A 24,795-nucleotide genomic window follows, 5' to 3' on the forward strand; every position below is an offset into this window, starting at 1 on the left:
TTCTCAACGGTAGACAGTCAGCGCCATGGCGCCGAACAGACAGGTAAACAGGCTCAGACGCAGCAGCGCCGGGTGCCAGAAAAAACGGTACAGGTCGAACCCCGAGAGGAAGCGGTCAACTGCCCAGGCCAGTCCCGCAGCAATGAAAAACATCAGGGTCATGGTCGGCATGTACACGCCGTGGAAGGCGATTTCACGAGGCATGGGCGAGTCCTTCGGGCCGGGCAGAAGGGAATTGGGCGAGGGGTGATTGCGGGTCGAGCAGCGAGGTGCGGATGAAGTGCAGGTAGCTTTTCACCCGCCGCAACGCCGAGGTATCGAAGTGCGGCGCGAACGGCTCATCGGTGGCGGCGACACGGCTGATTGCGTGATCGACAGCGACCAGTGCGCGTTCAAGATTGCTGGAGTTGGGTTGCAGAAACAGCCGCACCAACGCCCGACCCATCACGCGAATTGCCTGGCGCCACGGCTGCGATTCGGCATACGCCGGGTGCACTGGCAGGATCGCCTGTTCCTTGCGCAACTCGATGATCGCGTGGCCGACTTCCAGCACTACGAACATCCAGCGCAGCAGACTTTTCTGCACCTTCGGTTGCCCTGCCGCAAGGCCATAGGCCTGATGCAGCAGATCGCGGGTGCGGCTCTCGAAACTCGACGCCAGACCTTTGAGTTTGCCGCTGATCGCGTAGACCACTTGCCCGCGCAAGTCCTGCTCCAGGCGCTGCCAGAGCCAGCGACTGTTCGGCGGCAGAATAATCGCCCCCGCCGCCGCACACACGAGCATGCCCATGACCATGGCGATGTAGTCGTTGATGAAGGTGTAAGGGTTGTAGATGGTCAGGTTATCCGGCACCGAACCGGTGCTGAAAAAGATCAGCAGGCCCAATCCGACACCGGCGTACTGCGGTCGCGAGGCGAGGAACGAACCGAGCACGATCACCGGCGCGAGCATCACGCACAGCAAGGGGAAACCGTCGATCAACGGGAAGATGAAAAACATCTCGACGAAGCCGATCAGCGCACCGAGAAAAGTCCCGCAGGCCATTTGAAAAGCCATGCGTTTGGGGTTCGGTGTCGCGGCGGAAAGGCCGACGGTGGCGGCGGCGATCAGGGTCATGGTCGCCCCGCTCGGCCACGCGGTGGCGACCCAATAACTGCCCAACACAATCAGGATGAACGAGGCACGAATTCCCGACGCGGCTGCGGCCCACCAGTTGGTTTGCGGGGTGAAGGGCTCGTCCCAGCGCTCGCGTTCGTGGCGGTGCTCAGCCAGGGACGCGTGGGTCTGCGCATAGCTGTGCAGGTCATCGACGAAGCGGTAGAGCAATTCGTAGGCGGTGTGGAAATCAAGTTGTTCGGCTTCGCTCGGAGCAGTGTCCTGAAAGATCCCGCGCAGGGTTCGGACACGTGCCGGCAGACCTTCCTTGTAGGTGGCCAACGCGGTCGCCAAACGTGCCGCATCGGGGCTGGTCAGCGCGCGACCGCTGAAGCTGTCGAGCACTTCGGCGAGGTCCTGCAACCCCGGTTTGATCGCTGCCACGACATGCTCTTCGCCATTGCCGCGCAGGCGTTCAAGCAATTGATGCAAGGCGTTGAAGCGCGTGGTGATGCCCATGAACTCGCTGTTCAAACGACTCAGACGACCGTTGCGCCGGCGCATGTGCGGGTCTTCGAACACGGTCACGCTGCGCAAGCCTTCCAGGCCCACGGCTTCGGCAATGAAGCGCACGTTGCTGGCTTCGAACGCCTCGGCTTTACTGCGCCCGCGCAAGCCGTCAGTGACGAACAGCGCGAACACGCCGAAGCGCTGATACAAGGCGTTGCGCATCGCCGCACTGGCGGTCTGCGGCAGAATCGCCGCGCTGATCAGGGTTGAGCAGAGAATCCCCAGCGAGATTTCCAGAACCCGCCATACCGCCGCCATAAAGGCGCCGTCCGGGTGAGCCAGCGCCGGTAATCCGACCATCGCTGCGGTGTAACCGGCGAGAACAAAGCCATACGCGCGAAAATTGCGGCAACGCGCGGCACCGGCCGAGCAGATGCCGACCCAGATCGCCAGCGAGCCGAGAAACAGCTCTGTGTTTTGCGCGAACAAAGCGATCAGCGTGACCATCATCGCCGACCCGGCCAGCGTGCCGAGCAAGCGATAGAAACTCTTGGCGAACACCTGACCGCTTTGCGGCTGCATGACGATAAACACCGTGATCATCGCCGTACGCGGTTGCGGAAGTTCCAGACGCATCGCCAGCCACAGGGTGAGAAACGCGGCGAGCAACACCTTGAAGATATACACCCAGGTCACGCCATCGCTGCGTGCCCAGTCGAAAAAACCGCGGCGCCATTCCAGGGTGTGGAGCCAGCGTAGAGGGGCGGGCAAGGGAGTCATTAAATCCTGCTCAATGTTCGAGAACTGAAGAGTTTTCCGTGGTCACTGCAAAACCTGTGGTGAGGGGATTTATCCCCGTTGGGCTGCGAAGCGGCCCCAAAAACTACGACCCGATTCCCACAGTCACACCGCGTGCACTGGCTTTGCGACGGCTGCGCCGCCGAACGGGGATAAATCCCCTCGCCACAGAGTTTGGGGTCAACTCCAAAGGAGGAAATTCCCAGTAGAGATTTAGAGTTCAACGCAGCAGCGCCGGGGTTTTCGGGGCTTGGGTCTGCTCGGCTGTCGGCACGTCATCACCGGCACCGAGGCCGCCCCCCAAGGCAGTCACCAGCTCGGCATGCGCACTCAACCGCGCCGCCTGGATCTGCTGTTGCACTTGCTGCTGTTTGAACAGCAAGGTCTGCGCATTCAGCACATTGAGGTAATCGGTGAGGCCGCGTTGGTAGGCGATCATCGCGATGTCGTAAGTCTTCTGCGCGGCAGCCACGGATTCGGCCGCGAAGTCCTGCTGCTTGTCCATCGACTCGCGGCGGATCAACTGATCGGAAATGTTCTTCAGCGCGTTGATCAGGGTCTGGTTGTAGTGCGCCACGGCGATGTCATAACCGGCCGCCGCTTCGCCCAATTCGCCACGCAGGCGACCGCCGTCGAAGATCGGCAACGAGATCGCCGGGCCGACGTTGTAGTTGAGTTTCTTGCCGGTCAGAAACTCCAGCGCGCCGCCGCCCGTGGCCATGTAGCCGAGGCTGCCGACCAGATCGACGTTGGGGTAGAAACCGCCGTGGGCGACATCGATGCCGCGCGCCTGCGCCGCCACTTGCCAGCGACTGGCGACCACGTCCGGACGCTGGCCAAGCAGTTCGGCAGGCAATGCCGAGGGCAACTTCAACGGCGCCGCGAGGGACAGCGTCGGCCGTTGCAGTTGCGCGGCGGCGCCCGGGCCTTTACCGGCCAGCGCAGCAATCTGGTTGCGGCTCAGGGCAATTTCCTCGTCCAGCGCATCGAGTTGGCGATGGGTTTCCGGCAACGGCGTTTCGGCCTGGCTGACTTCGAAGTGCGTGCCGATCCCGCCGCTCAGGCGTTTCTGCGCCAGATCGAGAATCTGCTGTTGCTGTTTGAGCGTCGCGGCGACGATGTCGCGTTGGGCGTAATGCAGCGACAACTCGATGTAGGCGCGGACGATGTTGTTCTGCAGTTCCAGTTGCGCCAGGCGCGCCTCGGCCACGCTCACATGGGCCAGATCCACCGCGCGTTCACTGGCATTGCGCTCGCGGCCCCAGAGGTCGACGGCGTAACTGAAGCCGAGCGCGGCGTTGTTGTCCCACGTGGTGGTGTTGGCCAGATCTCCGGGGCCGTAGAACTGATCGGTCGGCCAGTTGTGGCGCTTGAGGGTCGACTCGGCATTGATCTGCAACGCCTCGGCCGCTTCGGCAACACCGGCCATAGCCTTGGCCTGACGCACCCGCGCAGCGGCCATGGCCATGCTCGGGCTGCCTTGCACGGCGAGGTCGATCCAGCGATCAAGTTGCGCGTCACCAAACGCCTGCCACCATTGGGCGCTGGGCCAGTGGGCGTCTTTGGCGGCCTCGGCAATGGCAGCGTCGGTGGCCAGTGAATCGGCCGCGAGTGCCTCGCCGTGAGGGGCAATGCCTTGGGTAGAGATGCAGCCGCCGAGAGCCAGGGTTAAAGCCAGAACACTGAGCGGCAAAAGCGCTCTGTTGATGCGACGCGGCACAGCTGCGAATTCCTGAGAGAGGGATAGATCGAGGACCATGCAGGAGCTGCCGCAGGCTGCGATTTTTGATCTTGCTTCCCTTAAAACAAAATCAAAAGACCGCAGCCTTCGGCAGCGCCGGCACAGGATCGGCGCAATTCTATGGAGCTGCCTCTGCGGCGATAAGCTGGGATTTCTGTGAATCTTTGTTACGGTTAACGAGATAATCCCTTGGTCGGGGGTCTCAGCCCCTGAAACTTCGTGTCACAATTTGCCATCTCCCTTGAGAGCACCCCATGGACACTTTGCAAAACATGCGCGCCTTCAGTTGTGTTGCCGAAGCGGGCAGCTTCACCGCCGCCGCCGTGCAACTGGACACCACCACCGCCAACGTCTCGCGCGCGGTCTCCAACCTGGAAGCCCACCTGCAAACCCGCCTGCTCAATCGCACGACCCGGCGCATCGCCCTGACCGAGGCCGGAAAACGCTACCTGCTGCGCTGCGAACAGATCCTCGCCTATGTCGAAGAGGCCGAAGCGGAAGCCAGCGACGCCCATGCACGCCCGGCCGGACAACTGAAAGTGCACACCATGACCGGCATCGGTCAGCACTTCGTCATCGACGCCATCGCCCGCTACCGCAAGACCCACCCCGACGTGACCTTCGACCTGACCCTGGCCAACCGCGTGCCGGACCTGCTCGACGAGGGCTACGACGTGTCCATCGTGCTGGCCAGCGAACTGCCCGATTCCGGCTTCGTCTCGCAACGCCTGGGCATCACCTACAGCATCGTCTGCGCCTCGCCGGCGTACGTGAAAGCCAACGGCGCCGCGCAGAAACCCAGCGACCTGCTCAACCACGCCTGCCTGCGCCTGGTCAGCCCGGTGATCCCCTTGGAAAAATGGGCCTTCGACGGCCCGGACGGCCAGGAAACAGTGACCATCAACAGCTCGCCATTTCTGGTGAACTCCGCCGACGCCATGAAAACCGCCATCACCAGCGGCATGGGCGTCGGCGTGCTGCCGGTCTACGCCGCCATCGAAGGCCTGCGCAACGGCACCCTGGTGCGCGTGATGCCGAACTACCGCTCGCAGGAACTCAACCTCTACGCGATCTATCCGTCGCGGCAGTACCTGGATGCCAAGATCAAAACCTGGGTGGAGTATTTGCGTGGATCGTTGCCGGAAATATTGGCGGCGCATCAGGCGGAACTGGTTGCGTATGAGTTGAGCGGGAGTCTGGCTGGCGCGCGCGTCGCCACCTGACTTTAAACACCGCTGACTTCGTGTAGGAGCTGACGAGTGCAACGAGGCTGCGATCTTTTGATCTTGCTGTTTAAAAATCAACGGATCGCAGCCTACGGCAGCTCCTACATCGCGGTGTTTTCAAGGAAGTTTCCGACAGGTTTTGCAGGTTGTCCGTCGGACGTACGCTGGCTAGGATCTGGTGGTTGCTGACGAATCAGCGACCGGACTTGGTCGTCCGGGTTTAGAATGGCGCACATTTTCAAGCATGCTTAATGGCGAGCTGTGCGTGGGAGGGCCTCGGCCCTGCCGGGTTTCCATTCCCTGGTCGACCAACCCGCGTACGGTTCGCCACCCGATTGCTTGGTCGCAGTCAGTGGCGAACTCCACTTCCAGAATGGAGTTTCACCATGTTCAAACCCACACCCAATCCCCCCGAATCCGAAAGCACCTCACCCTACCAATCCCCCGACTCAACGAAACTCCACGACGCCGCCGAGCGTGCGCTGGATCACTACCTCAAACCGCCCACCACCGCACAGCAAAGCCACAAACCCAGCACCATGTTCCAGGTCGCCCCGGACCAGGACAACGAAAGCCTGCTGGCCCACGCCTGCGAATCCCTCGCCTCGGCGAGCATCATGAGCAGCGACATCGCCGCCCACGTCGACAGCCCACAGCGGCACACCATACTGGCCATCCAGCAGGTGATCATGCTGGCGGAACTGGCGGTGAACCGCGTGCTGGATAATTACGAAATCCACCAGCCCCCGTCACGCAGCTGATCTTCCCGGAGCGAGCCCGACCGCGAGGGCTTCGGCACATTCAACATTCGAGGTGTCAGATAAACCGCCTTCGCGAGCAGGCTCGCTCCCACAATTCTGGATCGTGTACATCAGCGAGATATGAGTCGGCTGTCAGGCCGCCTTCGCTGGCAAGCCAGCTCCCACAGGGACGGGGTGAATCTGGCAGAGAGAGGTTGGCAGTGGAGACGCTTTCGCGAGCAGGCTCGCTCCCACAATTCTGGATCGCGTACATCAGCGAGATATGAGTCGGCTGTCAGGCCGCCTTCGCTGGCAAGCCAGCTCCCACAGGGACGGGGTGAATCTGGCAGAGAGGGTTGGCAGTGGAGACGCTTTCGCAAGCAGGCTCGCTCCCACAGTTTGAATCGAGTACGTCAGCGAGAAACAGGTCGGCTGTCAGGCCGCCTTCGCTGGCAAGCCAGCTCCCACAGGGACGGGGTGAATCTGGCAGAGAGAGGTTGGCAGTGGAGACGCTTTCGCGAGCAGGCTCGCTCCCACAATTCTGGATCGTGTGCATCAGCAAGATGTGAGTTGGCTGTCAGGCCGCCTTCGCTGGCAAGCCAGCTCCCACAGGGACGGGGTGAATCTGGCAGACAGAGGTTGGCAGTGGAGACACTTTCGCGAGCAGGCTCGCTCCCACAATTCTGGATCGTGTACATCAGCGAGAAATAGGTCGGCTGTCAGGCCGCCATCGCGAGCAGGCTCACTCCTACAAAAGCAAAGGCAAAGCAGCGCAGCTGCCCGCGGCGAAGCCGCCCCACTCAACAATGAGCGCAAGCTCGAGTGCTTTTGATCTTGATCCACCGGCGACGTCGGAAGGCTGAGTGGAGGGATTGATCCGGGGGTGGGAGCGCAGCGACCGTTCGACGAAGTCGAACACAGCGGAAGGAGGTGCAGCGAAGCAAACCGGAGCCGCTGCGCCCGGATCAGTCCCGCAGCGAAGGAACCCGAGCCTGCGAGGGCCGAACGTAGGAGCAAGCCTTTTGGGTTACCTTTTTGGCGTTTGAAAAAGGTGACCCGCCGTAAGGGCGGAACCGTAATCAGCAACACCCGAAGAAACGGATATTCACCCAAAACCCCAAGAACCTGGTCGGCCCAGAGGCCGCCAAGACAACCCGAGCAAGAAAATGTTAGCGTGCTTGCAATCAAGCCCCGACGAGCCCAACCCCAATGAAAAAAACAGTCCTGGCCTTCAGCCGCATCACCCCGCCCATGATCGAACGCCTGCAAGAAGAATTCGACGTCATCGTCCCCAACCCCAAGACCGGTGACATCAACGCCCAGTTCAACGAAGCCCTGCCCCACGCCCACGGCCTCATCGGCGTCGGCCGCAAACTCGGCCGCGCACAACTGCAAACCGCGACAAAACTCGAAGTGGTTTCGAGCGTCTCGGTCGGCTACGACAACTACGACCTCGACTACTTCAACGAACGCGGGATCATGCTCACCAACACCCCCGACGTGCTCACCGAAAGCACCGCCGACCTCGCCTTCGCCCTGATCATGAGCAGCGCCCGCCGCGTCGCCGAACTCGACGCCTGGACCAAGGCCGGGCAATGGCAGGCCAGCGTCGGCGCCCCGCTGTTCGGCACTGATGTGCACGGCAAGACCCTCGGCATCGTCGGCATGGGCAACATCGGCGCCGCCGTTGCCCGCCGTGGTCGCTTCGGCTTCAACATGCCGATCATCTACAGCGGCAACAGCCGCAAGACCGAACTGGAAGCGGAACTCGGCGCGCAGTTCCGCAGCCTCGATGAGCTGCTGGCCGAAGCCGATTTTGTCTGCCTGGTGGTGCCGTTGAGCGACAAGACCCGTCACCTGATCAGCCATCGCGAACTGGCGCTGATGAAGCCGAGCGCGATCCTGGTCAACATCTCGCGCGGCCCGGTGGTCGACGAACCGGCACTGATCGAAGCCCTGCAAAACAACCGCATCCGTGGCGCCGGGCTGGACGTCTATGAAAAAGAACCGCTGGCCGAATCGCCGCTGTTCCAATTGAAGAACGCCGTGACCCTGCCGCACATCGGCTCGGCCACCACCGAGACCCGCGAAGCCATGGCCAACCGCGCCCTGGCCAACCTGCGCAGCGCCCTCCTCGGCGAACGGCCGCAGGATCTGGTCAACCCGCAAGTCTGGCGCGGTTGAAAATAAGGGCCAGCGCAACATTGCGCTGGCCCTCACCTTACATAACTTGCAACCGAACAAGAACGCCAGACCCAGTAACTGCCATATAAGCTCTCGCAACTTATCAACTTATTGATTATTTGCTATGGAGAGCTGATCCCGTGAACACCCTGACCACCGACAAACTGATTCGTTACAGCAAAGTCATCCTGATGGCTTATATAAGTTTCTTTGGCCTGCTGGTGATGATTCATAACTTCACTGACTATGAGTCCAACTACACTTACGTTGCACATATCCTGAGCATGGACACTACCAACGCCAGTGAAAACATCATGTACCGCGCGATCGATTCGCCGATGATCCATCACCGGATCTACTGGTTCATCATCACCATGGAAGTCACCTATACCGTGCTTTGCCTGATCGGCACTTGTCAGTTGTATCGCTACATCGATGCATCGCCAGCGGCATTCCATGAAGCCAAGAAATTTTCGATCATGGGCATATTGGTTGCCATCTTCATTTATTACGTGTGTCTGCAAACTGTAGGTGTCGAATGGTTCGACATGGACACTTCGCAATCCTGGAATGCCAAGGACTGGGCAAGGCATATTGTCGACATCATCTTCCCGGTGATGATCTATATCACCCTGAAAGTCGAGCGCTGAAACCCAGCGCTCGTTTTATCAAGCCAATTTACCCTCAGCCGTAGACAACAGCACTTTCGGTTTACGAAACACCAGCACGTTGCCCAGCATCACCAACACCAGCCCGACCAACGCCGGTGTTGTCCATTGATATCCTTCGGCAAACGCCGACACGTTCAACGCCACCACCGGGAACAGCACCGTGCAATAAGCCGCTCGCTCCGGGCCCATGCGCCCGACCAGCGTCAGGTACGCAGTGAAGCCGATCACCGAGCCGGGAATCACCAGATACAACAGCGCACCGACATAACGCGGCGACCAATCCATGTCGAAGGGTATGCCCTTGATCAGACACCACACCGTCAGCATCGCTGCGCCGTAAGCCATGCCCCAGGCGTTGGTGGTCAGCGGTCGCAATCCCGCTTTCTGTTGCAGACTCGAGAGCATATTGCCGGCTGAAAAACACAAGGTGCCGCATAACGCCAATCCAAGGCCGAGCAGGGTTTGCGGGCTGGCCTGATGCCCGGCCAGCTCCGGCCAGAACAACAGCCCCAGACCTGACAGCCCCAGCGCACCGCCCATCAGCACATTGCGTGCAATGCGCTGGCCGAAAAACACCCGCGCATTCAGCGCGTTCCACAACGTTGCCGTAGAAAACACCACCGCCACCAGACCGCTTGGAATCCACTGACTGGCGGTCAGAAAACACATGAAGTTCACGCAGAACAGACATAACCCTTGAGCCACACAAATCAAATGCCCACGGCGGTTCATCGGTTGCAGGCGCCGGCTGAGCAGCAATAACGCAAACAACACCAGCGCGGCGAGGCCGAAGCGATAGACAATCGACACCGGGATTTCGACCACGCCCAATTGCCATTTCAAGGCAATCCAGGTGGTGCCCCAGATCAGCACAGTCAGCAGGTACAACGACAGGTTCATGGCAGACACTCCTTAAACAGGCCTTGAGTGTCTGCCTCGGGCAGCCTTCGACGCTTGCACAATCTTGCGCTTTTGTCTGGCGGCAGGCTGGCAGGGCGGCGTCTACGGAGTAGGATGCAAGGCGTTGGAGAGAACCGAACATGGCCGCTATCGATACCCTGCAAGTCTTTCAAGCCCTCAACCGCTCGCCGAATGCACGCCTTGTGCACAGCGCCGAGCTCGGTGACGGCATGTCTGCGGCCTTGTGGACCAACCACCACGATGCCCAGGAATACGAAGCGCCAAGTCATCACACGCTGTCGTGCTACGTCGCCGGCGGCACCGGCACATTCCGTCGTGGCCAGCCGGGCCGCAAGGGCGGGCCGGACAAACTGTGCATCCTGCCGGCCGATCATGAATCGGGCTGGGTAATCAATGGCGATATTCGTCTGGCGCACCTGTATTTCAGCGCCGAACAATTCGCCCTCGGTTGCGTGACTTTGCTCGATCGCGAGCCGCGCGAGATGCAGTTGCGCGAGCAGACCTTTTTCGAAGATCCGCAGCAGGCGCAACGCTTCCGGCAATTGCTGAATCTGAACTGGCAAGAGCCGGCCGAGCGCTTGCTGACCAGCAGCCTCGCCCACGAATTGATCAGCCACACGCTGCTCAGCCATGTCGGTGCGCGTCAGGGCTTGCGCCTCAAGGGCGGGCTGGCACCGCATCAGCGCCGACAACTGGTGGAGTTCATCGACAACCAGTTGAGCGAAGCCATCAGCCTCGGGCAACTGGCCGGGCTGTGTGCGCTGTCGGAGTATCACTTTGCGCGGATGTTTCGCCTGAGCTTCGGCCTGCCGCCGCATCAATATGTGCTGGCGCGGCGCTTGAGCCGGGCGCGGGAATTGTTGCGCGGCACGGCGCTGCCCTTGGGGGAGATTGCACTGGCGTGCGGGTTTGCCAGTGCCAGCCATTTCACTAATCGGTTCAGGCAGGTTTTGGGTGGGACGCCGGGCGAGTATCGGCAGGCTTTTTTGCGTTAGAAGGTCAAAAGATCGCAGCCTTCGGCAGCTCCTACAGGGGAAACGCATTCCAAATGTAGGAGCTGCCGAAGGCTGCGATCTTTTGACGTTGACTCAAAACTCCAGCGTGCTGGAAAGCGAAACCTGCCGCGAATCCCCCATCGACACAAAGAAGCGGCTCGCCGAAGAGGTGTAATAAGTGCGATCAAACAGGTTCTTCACGTTCAACTGAAACTTGACCTTCTGCCCTTCAACCATGGTGTCGTAAGTGGCAAACGCATCCGCCACGGTGTAGCTCGGCAGATCGAAATCATTCACCGCATTGCCTGCGCGTTCGCCGACGTACCGCGCCCCTGCCCCGACACGCAACTGATCGCCGCCAAACACATTGCCGAAGTCATACACCGCCGACAGCGAGCCGGAATTCTTCGCTACGTTCTGCAGGCGCTTGCCTTTGTATGCCGGGTCTTCGGTGACTTCGGCATCGGTGTAGGCATAGCTGCCGATCAGGTTCCAGTGCTCGCTGAGCTGCCCGCTCAGGTCAACTTCCAGCCCGCGTGAACGCACCTCGCCTGCCGCACTGTAAATCGTTGTCGGGCCTTCGGAATTGGCCACCAGTACGTTGCGTTTCTTGATGTCGAACAACGCGATATTGCCGGTGATGCTGCCGGGCATATCCAGCCGCGCACCCAGCTCCCACGACTTGGCTTCCTCCGGCGCGATGCTACCGTCGAGCACGGTACTGCTGCCGCTCAGCGGGGCGATGGTCGAGTTGGGTTTGAACGATTCGGTGTAGCTGCCGTAGAACGACAGCGCGTCGGTGTAGCGATACACAAGACCGGCGCGCGGGACCCACTTCTGCCCATTACTGTCGGTGTTGGCCTTGAACGGCACGCCTTTGCCGGCGTACTGGTCGTACTCCTGAAAACGTCCGCCAGCGACCAGAATCCACTGCTCGTTGAGGTGAATCGAATCCTGCAGGAACAGCGAATCGCTGCGCAGTTTGTCGGTCTGCGCGCTGTCGGGCGCACTCACCGTAGTGCCCATCACTTCGCGGCCATACACAGGGTTGAGATAGCTGAACGTGGTCAGGCTTTTCTGCCGGATCAGATCCTCGCGGTAGATCTTGCGATATTCGTCGTCGACGCCGAACACCAGATCATGCTGCATGCCCAGTACATTCACCTTGCCTTCGAGGCTGGCGGTGGTGAAACGATCGGTGCTGATCGCATTCTGGGTGCCGTCCATGCTGCGGGTCAGTGTGCCTTTGTTGGTGTCGATCGCCGTCACGCGCACCTGGCTGGCGTCGTAGGTTTCACGGTTCCAGCTGTAGCCGAAGTGGGCTTTCCAGTCGTCGTTCAGTTCGTGGTCGGCTTCGAAATGGTACAGATCCGAGCGCCCTTCCATGTCGTTGAACGGCTCATCGAGACGCTGCTTGCGCGAGATATCCAGCGGATGGTTGGTGCGCGGATCGATCAGCGTGCCACGGTCGAAGGGGGTGAGAAACTCGCGGTGCTCGTAGGCGAACAGCAGCTTGGTGCGCTCGCCGTACCAAGCCAGCGACGGTGCGATCAGCATCTCGCGATGGGTGCCGAAGTTGCGCCAGTAATCTTCGTCTTCATGATCGACGACCATGCGATAGGCGAAGCCGGAGTCGCCCAGCGCCCCGGTGCTGTCGAAGGCGCCGCCGCTGCCGTTCTTGCCGTCACCGTAGCTCGAACCGCGCACGGTCACGGCGTTGTACTGGGTCAGTTCCGGCTTCTTGCTGACCAGGTTGACCACACCACCCGGATCCTGAATCCCGTAGAGCAACGAGGCCGGGCCCTTGAGCACTTCGACGCGATCCACGGTCGCGTTCATGCCACGGCCCTGCACCAGCGGCATGCCGTCGCGCATGATCGAGCCGTTGCGGTTGTCGCCGAAGCCGCGCGTCATCACCGAGTCCTGGGTACTGCCCAAGGTGTTGCCCTGGGTGATGCCGCTGACATTGGCCAGCGCGTCGTCGAGATTGCGCGGCGCCTGATCGCGAATGACCTGCGCCGGGATGACATTGACCGTCTGCGGAGTTTCTTGCAGCGACGCCGATGAGCGCATCACCGAACTGGTTTCCGGTGGCTGATAACTCATCGATTCGTCGCGCGTGGACGTGATGGTGGTGGCGCCGAGATTGAGTGCGCCTGCGGTCGGCATCGGCTCCAGCGCCAACGTGTGACTGTCGGTGCGGCGAAAGCTCAGGCCGGAGTTGCCGAGCAGGCGTTGCAGGGCCTGCTCGGCGCTCATCTGGCCGTTGACTGCCGGAGCATTGAGGCCGTACGGCGCTTCGTCGGTATAGACCACGCTTTGTCCGGTCACACGGCTGAAGTCGCTCAGGGCCTGCGGCAACGGTTTGGCGGCGAGGGCAAAATTGAATTGCTGTTGCGCCTGATTGCTCACCGCTTCTGCCGCCAGCGCGATATTCATCGGCAGCAACGCCAACGCGGAAAAACTCAACGCCGACATGCCCAACCACTGTTTGACCGAACCGGATTTTGCCCTGGACTTCATTGCTCAATGACCTGTGTAGAACCGCAACGGATGCGAATGGCTCGCAGTTTCAGTCACTACACGGATGGGGCTCGGGGTTACCTCACCTTTAATTTGAAAATATTTTTCGGGGAATTTGTTGCCTGGGCTGACGCCTTCGCGAGCAGGCTCGCTCCCACCTTTGGAATGCGTTCCCTGTGGGAGCGAGCCTGCTCGCGAAGAGGCCGACAGCCTCAGCGCAGAATAATCAGCTGCCCCATCACCCGATGCTGCTCAAATCCCAATACCCCCTGCAGCGAATTGAGCACCGCCTGCGGGTCCTTGCTCGGAAAGCTGCCGCTGACCTTGCGCGCCGCCAGCTTATCGTTGAGCAGCACAATCCGCCCCGGGTAATAGCGGCGCAGATCCTCGACGACTTCGGCCAGCGTGGTCTTGTAGTAAGTCAGCCAACCCTGACGCCAGGCCAGTTGCGCTTCACTGTCCACGGCATGCAGTTTTTCCGCAGTGCCGTCGGCATAAGCAACTTGCTGACCAGCAGTGAGAATCTGTTGTTGACCGTGCTCGTCCGCCGTCACCGCGACACGTCCGGACAACACCGTCACTTGCGCGCCGTGGAGTTGCCGGCGCACTTCGAACTGCGTGCCGAGCACCCGCGCTTCGCCCTGCTCCGCCGCCACCACAAACGGATCGCCAGTGTGAGTGACGCTGAAGAAAGCAGCACCTCTGATCAATTTCACGCGTCGCTGACCGTGACTGAAATCCACGGCAATCGCACTGTCGGCATCCAGCGTCACTTGCGACTGATCGGCCAGTGTCACCGTGCGAATTTCCCCAGGTGCCGAGACATGATCAGCGCGCAGATCGTCGAGCCAGCGCTGCGCCTGCCACCCCGTGCCGAGGCTGACCATCAACAGTAGACACGCGGCCAGCGCCAGCGCGCCTGACCAACGCAACAACGGCGAACGACGCGGGGCGTCCATCGCCTGCAGATAACCTTGCAGCGCGAGCGCATCTTCATCGGCCAATGTGCGCGCCGGGCCCTCACTGAGTTCCCAGACCACCTGCGCCTGCGCATACGCTTGGGCATGGGCCGGGTCGGCGCGCAGCCATTGGCTGAAGGTGAGTTGATCGCCAGTGCTCGGGCGGTCATGCAACAGGCTCAGCCAGGCCAGCGCGGCCTGCTCCTGGGCCGGCGTCGGTGTGATCGGATCGGATGGCTTCACGGTGCTTTCCCTGGCAGGCGTGGCGCGGGGTCGCGTAGGCTGGCCTTGCAGGCCTCGAGGGCGCGCATCATATGTTTTTCCACGGCGCTTTGGGAAAGCCCCATGGCCTTAGCGATGTCGGCGTACTTGCGCCCGTGAATGCGATTGAGCAGAAAGATCTGCCGCGTACGCTCCGGCAAGGCGCGCAACGCTGCTTCGACGTGGCGCAGATCATTGCCGGCTTCGAGTGCAGCCTGGGGCTCACTGCCATGGCTGTCGGGTTCGTCCGGCTGCCAGCCTTCGTTGACCCGCGTGCGCGTGCCTTCGCTGCGCAAATGATCGATGGCGATGTTGCCGGCGCAGCGCAGCAGATAAGTGCTGAGTTCTTCGACCTGGACCAGCGGCCGCCGCCAGAAGCGCAAAAACAGATCCTGGACCAGATCCGCCGCCGTCGCCCGACAACCGACTCGCCGATTCACCAGCGCCTCCATTTGCGCACGCTGGGACAGAAACACCTGAAGAAAATGCGCACGCGCGCCACGCGCTTCATCGTCACGCGATTCCGGTGGCAGACCGATCAGCACTTCAGCACTGCGCCCATGCGGCGACCGGGCTCGCCAGCAGGCTCAACCCGGCCAGTGCCATGGCCAGACGCGGGCGATACGGCAGCAACAGCACCAATGCCAAAGCGCTGAGCATCAGCACCGCGAACCAGTCGACCAGACCGAAACTCCAGCCACTGGCCGCGACCGCTGCCCACAGCGAAAGCGCCAGCAACAGCCATCCCGCCAACGCCAGACCCTGACGGCGGCGCGTCGACGGTTTGGCGCCGAGCAATTCGGCGTGATGACGTGGCATCGACAGGCACAACGCGGTGAAGCCGGCGTAAGTAAGCAACAGGGCCAGCAGCATCAGTTGGCCCCCTGTTCGACTGTGATCGAGCGAGGCGAAGGACTTGCTTTGCGAACGCTGACGGAGTCGCCCGTACGCTGCATCTTGCGCGCAGCCCAGCCGAGAAAAAGCCCCGTCGCCAGACATGTCAGATCAAATCCGGCCAGTGCCCAGTCGCGTTGCATCAGGCTGGCGCCAAGATTCCACGGCGTGGTCAGCGCATTGATCAGCGGCACCGCGATAAACAGCGCGGCGCCGAGCGTCAGCTGTTCGATCCACGCCTTGCGCCCCGGACGCAACACCGCGTGCACCACGCTCAGACTCCAGGCTATGAAGAACGCATTCACTTCCCAATCGGCCCGCCCTGCCAGACTCACCGGCAGCAGTCGATTGGCCAAAAAGAACACCGCCACCGCCGATACCAAGCCGGCCATGCTGGCGATATTCAGCACCTCGACCAGGCGCAATTCGAACGGCAGCGCCGCGCTTTTCACGTGCTTGAGCTGCCGCTTGCCGAGCCAGATCACCAGCCCGGTGCCAATCATCGCCGTGCCAGCCAGTCCGCAAATGAAATACAGCCAGCGCAACAGCGGCCCGGCGAAATGGCCCATGTGCAAACCATAAAACGCGCCACCCACCGCCATCGCCATCGGTTGATCGGGGGTACTGCTCAGAAGCTGTCCGGTGACGCCGTTGAACGTCACCGCCCGGCCGAAATCATGCACCACCCGATCGCCCGCGCGGGACAGCACCACCGTAGCGCTGGCATCGCCCGGATTGCTCACCGACAGGCGCGCGGTGTGGCCGCCCGACCACTGCTCGCTGGCCTTGGCCAGTAGCGGCGCCATGGCGGTCAGCGGTGCGGCGACATCGGCGCGCTCGGGCGTCTTCGAGGCGGGAAAGACTTCGTCGTAGAACTTGCGCACGTCGCTGCCGTAAGAGGCAACGATGCTGGCCGGCATGACCATCGACATGAAAATCACCAGGCTGCTGTAAGTGATCATCAAGTGAAACGGCAGCACCAGCACGCCCACGGCGTTATGCCCGTCGAGCCAGGAACGCTGGCCCTTGCGCGGGCGGAAGGTGAAGAAGTCCTTGAAGATTTTCTTGTGGGTGATGATGCCGCTGATCAGCGCAACGAACATCACCATTGCGGCGAGGGTCGCCAGCCAGCGGCCCCACGGATAAGGCAACTGCAACTGGAAGTGAAAGCGGTAAAAGAACTCGCCGCCCATGCTTTCGCGGCCCTGCACCTCGGTCCCGGTCTGAGCGTCGAGAGTTCGGGATTCGAAGCGGCCGCGCTCGCCGGGTTTGCCCGGCGCCTGTTGCCAGCGCACCGTCAGGCCGGGGTCGCGGGCATCGGGCAAATCGATCAGCCAGCGCGAGGCGCCGGCGGCGTGTTGTTGCAGATAATCTTGCGCCAGCGCCAGGCTCGCTTCGCTATCAAGCGAATGTGCAGCGATTTCCGGCTGCATCCAGTGGCTGATTTCATCTTTGAAATAAGCGAGCGTGCCGGTGAGAAAAATCGCGAACAGCAACCAGCCGAACACCAGCCCGGTCCAGGTGTGCAGCCATGCCATCGCCTGCCGGAAGCCCTCTTTCATGCCAGCCCCAGACCGCGCGCGGCACCGGAAACGGTGGCGAGAATCACGCTCGGCACCAACAGGCCGACCCACGCCGACCACGCGCTGCGGCAGGCAAAGCACCAGAGCACTGCGACCAGATAGACCAGAAAGGACACGGTCATGCCAGTGACCACCGCTTCGGCGCGGTTCAGCGGCAGCCACAACGTCAGGGTGACACTGGCCAGCGCCGCCACCAGATAGCCGCCGAAAATCGCCGCCAGCACTCGCGAAGTGACGGCCAGACGATAGGACATGGGAAGAGTGGCGAGTTTGCCTTTCATGTTTCGACCCTGAAACGAAAAACGTTCGGCCGACAAGCCGAATCTACAGGCGAGCAATATTAATGATAAATATTCTCATACGCAAAAGCATCTGATTGCCGGACACTGTCGTCAGCCTCTACAATGCGAAACGTTCTTGTTCTCTAATGCAAGTTCTCTACGCTAGTTTTGCGTCCGGAGTCATTTCGTTGCCGCCCGCCCATCCCGTCGAATCGCTCTACCACGCTCATCACAGCTGGCTCACCGGCTGGTTGCGGCGCAAGCTCGGCTGCCCCGACAGCGCGGCGGATCTGGCTCAGGACACGTTCATCAAGGTGCTGACCGCTCGCGAGCCACCGGTGATCATCGAACCGCGCGCCTTTCTCACCACCCTGGCCAAGCGCGTGCTGTTCAATCATTACCGGCGCCAGGATGTGGAACGCGCCTACTTCGAGACGCTGGCGCAAATGCCGGAAATGGTCGCGCCGTCGGAAGAGCACAAAGCGATCATCCTGCAGACACTGGTCGAACTCGATGAACTGCTCGACGGTTTGCCGCGCCAGGTCAAACGCGCATTCCTGCTCGCTCAGGTCGATGGTCTGACTTATCCACAGATCGCCGCAGAACTGGGTATTTCGGTGGCCACGGTCAAACGCCATTTGAACAAAGCGGCCATGCGCTGCTATTTCGCCCTGTGAATCGGGTGCCGGATTTCTCCGCGCAAGTCGCCGAACAGGCGGTGCACTGGCTGCTGGAAATGCAGCAGGGCAAGCCGACCCCGCGCCAGCAACAGGCCTGGCAACAATGGCTGGATGCACACAGCGAACACCGCCGGGCGTGGGAACACATGCAACGGGTCAACCAGCGCCTACGCGGCGTGTCGTCGCCGTTGGCCCACGCCGCGTTGAACGGACCGAAGTCCGGCAGCCGCCGTCAGGCGCTGAAAATGTTGCTGATTCTCGGTGCCGGCTCAGCGGCGACCTGGGGCATGCGCGAGCACACGCCGTTGCCGTCGCTGCTCGCCGATTACCGCACGCCGGTCGGCCAGCGGCGCAAGATTGCCTTGGGCGATGCCGATTCGTTACAGCTCAATACCGCCAGCTCGGTTGATGTTGACGGTGCGCAGCGGTGGATTCGTCTGCTCGAGGGCGAAATGCTGTTGAGCGCTGCAAATCCGTTCGAGATACGCACGGCACACGGCGTGTTGAAAAGCCAAGGTGCGCGCCTCAATGTGCGGCAGTTTGTTGATCGCACGCAGATCGCCCTGTTCGAAGGACGAGTCGAACTCATCGCCAGCCAGCGCGCACCCCTGCTGCTGCCGGTCGCGCGGCAGTTGAGTTTTACTGCCAGCTCCGTCAGCGAACCCAAACCCCTGGACGCCAACAGCATTGCGTGGACTGACGGCATGCTGGTCGCCGCCCATATGCGCCTCGGCGATTTCCTCGAAGAGCTTGGCCGTTACCGGCGCGGGCAGCTGCGGTGCGACAGCCAGGTTGCCGATCTGCTGATTTCCGGGACGTATCCACTGGATGACAGCGAGCGGATTCTCGACCTGTTGCAGATCAGTCTGCCGGTCAAAGTGAAGCGGTTTACCCGTTATTGGGTGAGCGTCGAAGCGCGGGTGTAAAAAAAACGCCAAAACCATGAGCCGTTTTTCAGATCTGGCGTGACAGAGAAGGAAAGCCCCCTTGATTCCACCTTCTCAGGATCATCCACATGCAGCCCACCCGCCTTACCCCACTGGCCCGCAGCCTGCGCAATCTGCTGCTCGGCGCCAGCCTGAGTTTCACCGCCCTGCCCGCTGCGCTGGGCGCCGAGACCAAGGTTTATCACATCGCCCCGGCGTCGCTGGAAACCGCGCTGAACCAGTTTGGCCGTGAAGCCGGCGTGCTGATTTCCTTTGGCTCGCAAGTCACCAGCGGTGTGCAGAGCCGGGGTCTGGAGGGCAATTACACGACGCAACAAGGCCTCGAAGCCTTGCTCGAAGGCACCGGCCTGCAAGCCCGCGCCGAAGGCGACAATGCCTTCAGCCTGCAACCGCTGGCTGACGCGGCGTTGGAGCTGGGCACCTCGACCGTGGTCGGCGACTGGCTCGGCGACGCGGCGCAGATCAATGTCTTCGAACACCCCGGGGCGCGTGATGTGATCCGCCGCGAAGAATTCGAACGCCAGGGCGCGACCCAGGCCCGCGATGTGCTCAACCGCATCCCCGGTGTGAATGCGCCGGAGAACAACGGCACCGGCAGCCACGACATGGCGCTGAACTTCGGCATTCGTGGTTTGAATCCACGCCTGGCCGCACGCTCGACAGTATTGATGGACGGCATCCCGGTACCGTTCGCGCCGTATGGTCAGCCGCAGTTGTCGTTCGCGCCGATCAGCATGGGCAACATGGATGCGGTGGACGTGGTGCGTGGCGGCGGTGCGGTACGTTACGGCCCGCAGAACGTCGGCGGCGTGGTCAACTTCGTGACCCGGGCGATTCCTGACGAGCCAACGGTCAAGGGTGGGTTCCAGACTGAAACCAGCCCATCGTCGAGCCACGACGGTTTCAAGACCAGCGCCAATCTGCTGGCCGGCGGCACCAACGCCAACGGCCTCGGTGGTGCGCTGTTGTACTCCGGCACCCGTGGCGGTGACTGGCGCGAACACAGCAATACCGAGATCGACGACCTGATCCTCAAGGGCAAATATCAGCTCGACGAGGCCAACAGCTTCAACGCCATGGCCCAGTATTACGAAGGCAAGGCCGACATGCCCGGCGGTCTCAACGTCGCCGATTACGATGCCGATCCGTATCAATCGACGCGGCCGAAAGACCAGTTCTGGGGGCGCCGGACGATGTTCAACTTCGGCTATCGCTATCAGGAAGATCGTCGCGAATTCACCGCCAACACCTTCTTCACCAAAACCCTGCGCAGCGGTTATCTCGATCAGGGCACATTCCTTTCGCTGTCGCCGCGCGAGTATTGGGTACGTGGTCTGGAAACCCGTTTCGCCCAAGGTTTCGACCTCGGCCCGAGCAGCCATGAAGTCGGCGTCGGCTACCGCTACATCAACGAGGCCGGCCACGAACTGCGTTATCGCACGCCGATCAGCGCCAACGAATACCCGACCACCAGCAGCCGCAACGACCGCGACACTCGCGGTGGTACCGAGGCCAATGCGTTCTTCGTCGATGACCGCATCGACATCGGCAAATGGACCATCACTCCGGGCGTGCGCTACGAGATGATCGAGTCGCAACAGACCAACAACCTGACCAACGTCAAATACAAGGGCGACTACAACACTGCGCTGCCGGCGCTGAACGTGCTTTATCACCTCACCGACAGCTGGAACCTGTATGCCAACACCGAAGGCTCGTTCGGCAGCGTGCAATACAGCCAGATGCCCAACCGCGTGAGCAGCGGCGAAGTGAAACCGGAAAAGGCCCGCACTTGGGAACTCGGCACGCGCTATGACAACGGTGCCCTGCGCGCGGAGATCGGCGCATTCCTGATCAACTTCGACAACCAGTACGAAAGCAACCAGACCAACGACTCGGTGATCGCTCGCGGCGAAACCCGCCATCAGGGCATCGAGACCAGCGTCAATTACGCGCTCGACGACTTGAGCCCGGCGCTGGCCGGTTTCGATGTCTACGCCAGTTACGCCTATGTCGACGCCACCATCCGCGAGGACGGGCCGAACAAAGGCAACCGCGTGCCGTTTTCCTCCAAGCACAAAGGCACGATTGGCGTCGGTTATACCGAAGGGCCATGGAAGCTGAATCTGGACAGCAGCTTCCAGAGCGACCAGTTCGCCGACAACGCCAACACTTCGAGGGAAAGCGCCGATGGCAGCACCGGCAAGATCCCCGGCTACATGCTGTTCAGCAGCCGCGCCGGGTATGACTTCGGACCGCAACTGTCGGATTTGAATGTGGCGGTGGGGGTGAAGAACATCTTCAACACGCAGTACTTCACACGCTCGTTCGATGACAACAACAAGGGCAAGTACGTGGGAGAGCCGCGGACGGTTTATGTGCAGACGTCGGTGGCGTTCTGACCGCAGCCCATTGAAGATCAAAAGCCCCTCACCCTAACCCTCTCCCAGGGGGAGAGGGGACTGATTGGGGGATGCTCGATAAATACGCCGACCGGAAAGTGCCGTACGGAATCCATAATCGACTCGGACTTGCAGGTCGACGTACTTCTGCAGACACGGTCGGCTCCCTCTCCCTCGGGAGAGGGCTGGGCGGGCGGCGTTCCGATGAGGGGCTACGGTCTTAAACCCTGCGAGCAATCACCAACACCACAAATAAAAAAACGGGCCTGCAACAGCAGGCCCGTTCTCCTTAGCCACTTGTGAAATCAGCGCATCAACTGTTGATCGCTGCCTGTTCATTCTCGTCAAATTCTTCCGCCAACAGCTTGTCGTTGGCCTTGCCGGTAAATGGCACTACAGCGGCGCGTGGTTTACCTCGCAGTTTGCCGAACAGATGATCCAGTTTGTGCTCGAGTTTCTCGGCGGCACCGTCGATCGCCTGTTCCAGCGAATCGGCTTTATGGGTCACGGAAATCGGTTGGTGGCCTTTTGGCCGCGCTTCCAGTTGGCAGCGCAAGTCATGGGGACCTGGTTTCTCGCCGTTCTCGTCGCTCAGGTGGACTTCGACACGGGTCAGGTCTTCTTCATAACGGTCGAGCGTGCTCTCAATAGTTGTACGTACCCACTCCTCCAGTCGCTTACTGCTTTGAATATGGTTATCGCTGTTGACTTGGATTTGCATAGTTCATCCCTTATTTCAGCTAGCTCGCTGGAGGCCTTGAAGTGAATTTCCTGACCTCCTGGTTACAACAATCGGCCCGACTGCCGAACATTTCAACCCCTGAAAAAAGAAAAATATTCATTCGCAAAAAAAGCCGGACAACCGAGCGAGGCGCTGTTAATGTCGGGAGTTGGGTCGACCCGCTCCGCAGAAAAATCTGCTCACATCTGCTGCTCATTCAGCGGGTGCAGACTGCGAAAAATCCCCGCCTCCTCCACCAGCCAGTCATGCACAGCGCGCACGCCCGGATGGCTCAACGCCCCCGGCGCATACAGCAGCACATAGCGTTTATGGTTAGGCACCGACAAGCCGAACGGCACGATCAACGTGCCGCGCTCCAGCTCATCGTTGAGCAACGTGCGCCGGGCAATCGCCACGCCCATGCCAGCGATCGCCGCTTCGATGGTCAGGTGATTGCGATTGAACGTGTGGCCGCGTCGCACATCGGCGCCTTCGAAGCCGATCGCGTTCAGGTAGAACTCCCATTCCGCATATTCGTAACTGCCACGCCAGGCGGTGATGTCGTGCAGCAACGGGAAATGCATCAGATCGGCCGGCCCGTGCAACGGCGGTCGCCCACGCAGCAGGCTCGGCGCGCACACCGGAAATATCTGCTCGTCGAGCAAGGCTGTGGATAACAATCCGGGGTAGCTGCCATCGTTGAGGTCGATGGCCAGATCGAAATCGCCCTCATGCAGTGGCACGCTGCTGTCCTCGGCCACCAGGCGCAACTGGATATCCGGAAAGCGTTGCTGCAAGCGCGGCAGGCGCGGAGTCAGCCACTTGCCAAGAAACGACGGGATCGAGCGCAACCGCAGAGTCCCGCTGATCATCCCCGCGTCCAGCCGGCGCAATTCCGCATCGATGCTGCCATAGGCTTCATTGACGGTAATCGCCAGCCGCTGCCCCTGTGCACTCAACTCAACGCCGCGCGCGCGCCGATGAAACAGGCGAAAGCCCAGGCGCTCTTCCAATTGACGAATCTGCTGGCTGACCGCGCCCGGGGTGATGTGCAGCTCTTCGGCACATCGGGTGAACGACAGGTGCCGCGCGGCACAGGCAAACACCTGCAGCCAGACATAGGTCTGAGCATGCAATTGACGACTCATTGTTTAGTCCTGCTAAAGGCTGTCTTAGGAGGTTTCGTTGGTCACCTCGAACCGAGGCAGGCAGTATCGCCGACATTGCGCTTGTCCGACAAAAAATGGCAGCGATTCCTACTCCATTGCTTGTAAGGGTTTAGCATGGCTATCAGTGTTTTCGATCTATTCAAAGTGGGCATCGGCCCGTCCAGCTCTCATACCGTCGGTCCGATGCGTGCAGCGGCGACCTTTGCCCAGGCTCTGGTCGATCAGCATCTGCTCAATGATGCGCGACGCGTGCAGATCCGCCTGTACGGTTCGCTCTCGGCCACCGGCGTCGGCCACGCCACTGACCGCGCAACGGTCATGGGCCTGATGGGCGAATGGCCGGACAGCATCGATCCTTCGACCATCGATCCACGCATCCAGCAACTGCGCGAAACCGGGCAACTGTCCCTCGCCGGTCAACGTTCGATTGCTTTTGACTGGCAGAGCGATCTGCTGCTGCTCGACGAGAGCCTGCCCTACCACCCCAACGCCATGTCGCTGAGCGCCTTTGGCGAAAGCGCCGAGCTGTTCGCGCAAACCTATTACTCGGTCGGCGGCGGCTTCATCGTCGAAGCGGCTGAAGCCGAATCTGGCGTGGCGCCAACCAGCGACGTGGTGTTGCCCTATGATTTTTCCAGCGCCGCTGAACTGCTCGCCCTGTGCAAACAACACAATCTGCGCGTGTCCGAACTGATGATGGCCAACGAGCGCGCCTGGCGCAGCGATACCGAAATCCGTCAGGGCCTGTTGCACATCTGGTCAGTAATGCGCGAGTGCGTCGAACAAGGTTTGCGCCACGAAGGCATCCTGCCCGGCGGTCTGAAAGTACCGCGCCGCGCAGCGAAACTGCACCGCAGCCTGTTGGAAATCGGCAAACCGAATGTGATCAGTTCGACCCTGTCGGCGATGGAATGGGTCAACCTGTTCGCCCTCGCCGTCAACGAAGAAAACGCGGCCGGTGGGCGCATGGTCACCGCGCCGACCAATGGTGCCGCCGGGATCATTCCTGCGGTTCTGCACTACTACATGAAATTCAATCCGGATGCGTCTGACAATGATGTCATCGCGTTCTTTCTCGCTGCAGCCGCCGTCGGCATTCTGTGCAAGAAAAACGCCTCCATCTCCGGCGCCGAGGTCGGCTGTCAGGGCGAAGTCGGCTCGGCTTGCGCAATGGCCGCCGCCGGCCTGGCCGACGTCCTCGGCGCGACACCGGAGCAACTGGAGAACGCTGCCGAAATCGGCCTGGAACACAACCTCGGCCTGACCTGCGATCCGGTCGGTGGCCTGGTGCAAGTGCCGTGCATCGAGCGCAATGCCATCGCGGCGGTGAAGGCGATCAACGCCACGCAGATGGCTCTGCGCGGCGACGGCAATCACTTTATTTCCCTCGACCGGGTGATTCGCACCATGCGCGACACTGGCGCCGACATGCACGACAAATACAAGGAAACCTCGCGGGGCGGGCTGGCGGTGAACTGGGTGGAGTGCTGATC

At 61.1% G+C, this 24,795-nt stretch carries 21 protein-coding genes; 9 read left to right on the forward strand and 12 right to left on the reverse strand.

Going from position 1 to position 24,795, the window contains the following annotated elements; translation table 11 throughout:
- Positions 1-3: 3 nt before the first annotated feature.
- From AC0IXA_RS12050 to AC0IXA_RS12060, 3 genes are all read right to left on the reverse strand, one after another.
- A complete protein-coding gene (locus AC0IXA_RS12050; protein WP_016771611.1) occupies positions 4-204 on the reverse strand; it encodes a DUF1656 domain-containing protein in 201 nt (66 codons plus the stop codon).
- The gene (locus AC0IXA_RS12055) at positions 194-2,386 is read right to left on the reverse strand and encodes an FUSC family protein (protein WP_471813175.1); all 2,193 of its coding nucleotides are present in this window, start codon (positions 2,384-2,386) and stop codon (positions 194-196) included. Before AC0IXA_RS12055 ends, AC0IXA_RS12050 begins: the two co-directional genes overlap by 11 nt.
- Before the next feature lie 238 nt (positions 2,387-2,624).
- On the reverse strand, positions 2,625-4,124 hold the full coding sequence (locus AC0IXA_RS12060) for an efflux transporter outer membrane subunit (RefSeq protein ID WP_471813177.1): 1,500 nt from the start codon (positions 4,122-4,124) through the stop codon (positions 2,625-2,627).
- Positions 4,125-4,399: 275 nt separating this feature from the next.
- On the opposite strand from AC0IXA_RS12060, the gene AC0IXA_RS12065 reads away from it, so the two are divergent.
- The 4 genes from AC0IXA_RS12065 to AC0IXA_RS12080 all read left to right on the forward strand — a co-directional run bounded on the left by AC0IXA_RS12065 (position 4,400) and on the right by AC0IXA_RS12080 (position 8,945).
- Positions 4,400-5,368 carry a LysR family transcriptional regulator gene (locus tag AC0IXA_RS12065; RefSeq protein WP_024011667.1) on the forward strand — a complete coding sequence of 323 codons (969 nt, stop codon included), beginning with the start codon at positions 4,400-4,402 and terminating at the stop codon, positions 5,366-5,368.
- Positions 5,369-5,757: 389 nt separating this feature from the next.
- A complete protein-coding gene (locus AC0IXA_RS12070; RefSeq protein ID WP_471813179.1) occupies positions 5,758-6,132 on the forward strand; it encodes a DUF6124 family protein in 375 nt (124 codons plus the stop codon).
- Between the two features lie 1,188 nt (positions 6,133-7,320).
- Positions 7,321-8,295, forward strand: a complete 975-nt coding sequence (locus AC0IXA_RS12075) for a 2-hydroxyacid dehydrogenase (protein ID WP_471813181.1) — start codon at positions 7,321-7,323, stop codon at positions 8,293-8,295.
- 140 nt (positions 8,296-8,435) lie between these two features.
- A complete protein-coding gene (locus AC0IXA_RS12080; protein ID WP_471813183.1) occupies positions 8,436-8,945 on the forward strand; it encodes a DUF2165 family protein in 510 nt (169 codons plus the stop codon).
- An 18-nt stretch (positions 8,946-8,963) separates the two neighbouring features.
- Here the strand turns inward: AC0IXA_RS12080 and AC0IXA_RS12085 are convergent, their stop codons facing one another.
- The gene (locus AC0IXA_RS12085; protein ID WP_471813185.1) at positions 8,964-9,866 is read right to left on the reverse strand and encodes a DMT family transporter; all 903 of its coding nucleotides are present in this window, start codon (positions 9,864-9,866) and stop codon (positions 8,964-8,966) included.
- 140 nt (positions 9,867-10,006) lie between these two features.
- On the opposite strand from AC0IXA_RS12085, the gene AC0IXA_RS12090 reads away from it, so the two are divergent.
- Positions 10,007-10,882 carry a helix-turn-helix domain-containing protein gene (locus AC0IXA_RS12090; protein WP_471813187.1) on the forward strand — a complete coding sequence of 292 codons (876 nt, stop codon included), beginning with the start codon at positions 10,007-10,009 and terminating at the stop codon, positions 10,880-10,882.
- A 93-nt stretch (positions 10,883-10,975) separates the two neighbouring features.
- Here the strand turns inward: AC0IXA_RS12090 and AC0IXA_RS12095 are convergent, their stop codons facing one another.
- The 6 genes from AC0IXA_RS12095 to AC0IXA_RS12120 form a co-directional block, all read right to left on the reverse strand.
- On the reverse strand, positions 10,976-13,405 hold the full coding sequence (locus AC0IXA_RS12095; protein ID WP_471813189.1) for a TonB-dependent siderophore receptor: 2,430 nt from the start codon (positions 13,403-13,405) through the stop codon (positions 10,976-10,978).
- Between the two features lie 212 nt (positions 13,406-13,617).
- Entirely contained in the window at positions 13,618-14,607 is a 990-nt protein-coding gene (locus AC0IXA_RS12100; protein WP_471813191.1) for a FecR family protein, read from the reverse strand.
- The gene (locus AC0IXA_RS12105) at positions 14,604-15,170 is read right to left on the reverse strand and encodes an RNA polymerase sigma factor (RefSeq protein WP_071174434.1); all 567 of its coding nucleotides are present in this window, start codon (positions 15,168-15,170) and stop codon (positions 14,604-14,606) included. The genes AC0IXA_RS12100 and AC0IXA_RS12105 overlap by 4 nt, the downstream gene beginning before the upstream one ends.
- 1 nt (position 15,171) lies before the next feature.
- Entirely contained in the window at positions 15,172-15,498 is a 327-nt protein-coding gene (locus AC0IXA_RS12110; RefSeq protein ID WP_122610800.1) for a DUF3325 domain-containing protein, read from the reverse strand.
- A complete protein-coding gene (locus AC0IXA_RS12115) occupies positions 15,498-17,081 on the reverse strand; it encodes a PepSY-associated TM helix domain-containing protein (RefSeq protein WP_471813193.1) in 1,584 nt (527 codons plus the stop codon). Before AC0IXA_RS12115 ends, AC0IXA_RS12110 begins: the two co-directional genes overlap by 1 nt.
- Positions 17,078-17,383: a DUF3649 domain-containing protein gene (locus AC0IXA_RS12120; RefSeq protein ID WP_041479671.1), complete on the reverse strand. Its 306-nt coding sequence runs from the start codon at positions 17,381-17,383 to the stop codon at positions 17,078-17,080. The genes AC0IXA_RS12115 and AC0IXA_RS12120 overlap by 4 nt, the downstream gene beginning before the upstream one ends.
- Positions 17,384-17,529: 146 nt before the next feature.
- On the opposite strand from AC0IXA_RS12120, the gene AC0IXA_RS12125 reads away from it, so the two are divergent.
- The 3 genes from AC0IXA_RS12125 (at position 17,530) to fecA (ending at position 21,412) form a co-directional block, all read left to right on the forward strand.
- Positions 17,530-18,060: a sigma-70 family RNA polymerase sigma factor gene (locus AC0IXA_RS12125; protein ID WP_471813195.1), complete on the forward strand. Its 531-nt coding sequence runs from the start codon at positions 17,530-17,532 to the stop codon at positions 18,058-18,060.
- Positions 18,057-18,989 carry a DUF4880 domain-containing protein gene (locus tag AC0IXA_RS12130; protein WP_471813197.1) on the forward strand — a complete coding sequence of 311 codons (933 nt, stop codon included), beginning with the start codon at positions 18,057-18,059 and terminating at the stop codon, positions 18,987-18,989. Before AC0IXA_RS12125 ends, AC0IXA_RS12130 begins: the two co-directional genes overlap by 4 nt.
- Before the next feature lie 89 nt (positions 18,990-19,078).
- Entirely contained in the window at positions 19,079-21,412 is a 2,334-nt protein-coding gene (gene fecA / locus AC0IXA_RS12135; protein ID WP_471813199.1) for a TonB-dependent Fe(3+) dicitrate receptor FecA, read from the forward strand.
- Positions 21,413-21,725: 313 nt separating this feature from the next.
- On the opposite strand, the gene AC0IXA_RS12140 is transcribed toward fecA, so the two are convergent.
- Both AC0IXA_RS12140 and AC0IXA_RS12145 read right to left on the reverse strand, forming a co-directional pair.
- Positions 21,726-22,133, reverse strand: a complete 408-nt coding sequence (locus AC0IXA_RS12140) for an HPF/RaiA family ribosome-associated protein (protein WP_016771629.1) — start codon at positions 22,131-22,133, stop codon at positions 21,726-21,728.
- A gap of 200 nt (positions 22,134-22,333) precedes the next feature.
- Positions 22,334-23,281: a LysR substrate-binding domain-containing protein gene (locus tag AC0IXA_RS12145; RefSeq protein ID WP_123443455.1), complete on the reverse strand. Its 948-nt coding sequence runs from the start codon at positions 23,279-23,281 to the stop codon at positions 22,334-22,336.
- A gap of 135 nt (positions 23,282-23,416) precedes the next feature.
- On the opposite strand from AC0IXA_RS12145, the gene AC0IXA_RS12150 reads away from it, so the two are divergent.
- Positions 23,417-24,793: an L-serine ammonia-lyase gene (locus AC0IXA_RS12150; RefSeq protein ID WP_471813201.1), complete on the forward strand. Its 1,377-nt coding sequence runs from the start codon at positions 23,417-23,419 to the stop codon at positions 24,791-24,793.
- Positions 24,794-24,795 lie beyond the last annotated feature (2 nt).

Source organism: Pseudomonas sp. AC083 (assembly GCF_979253165.1).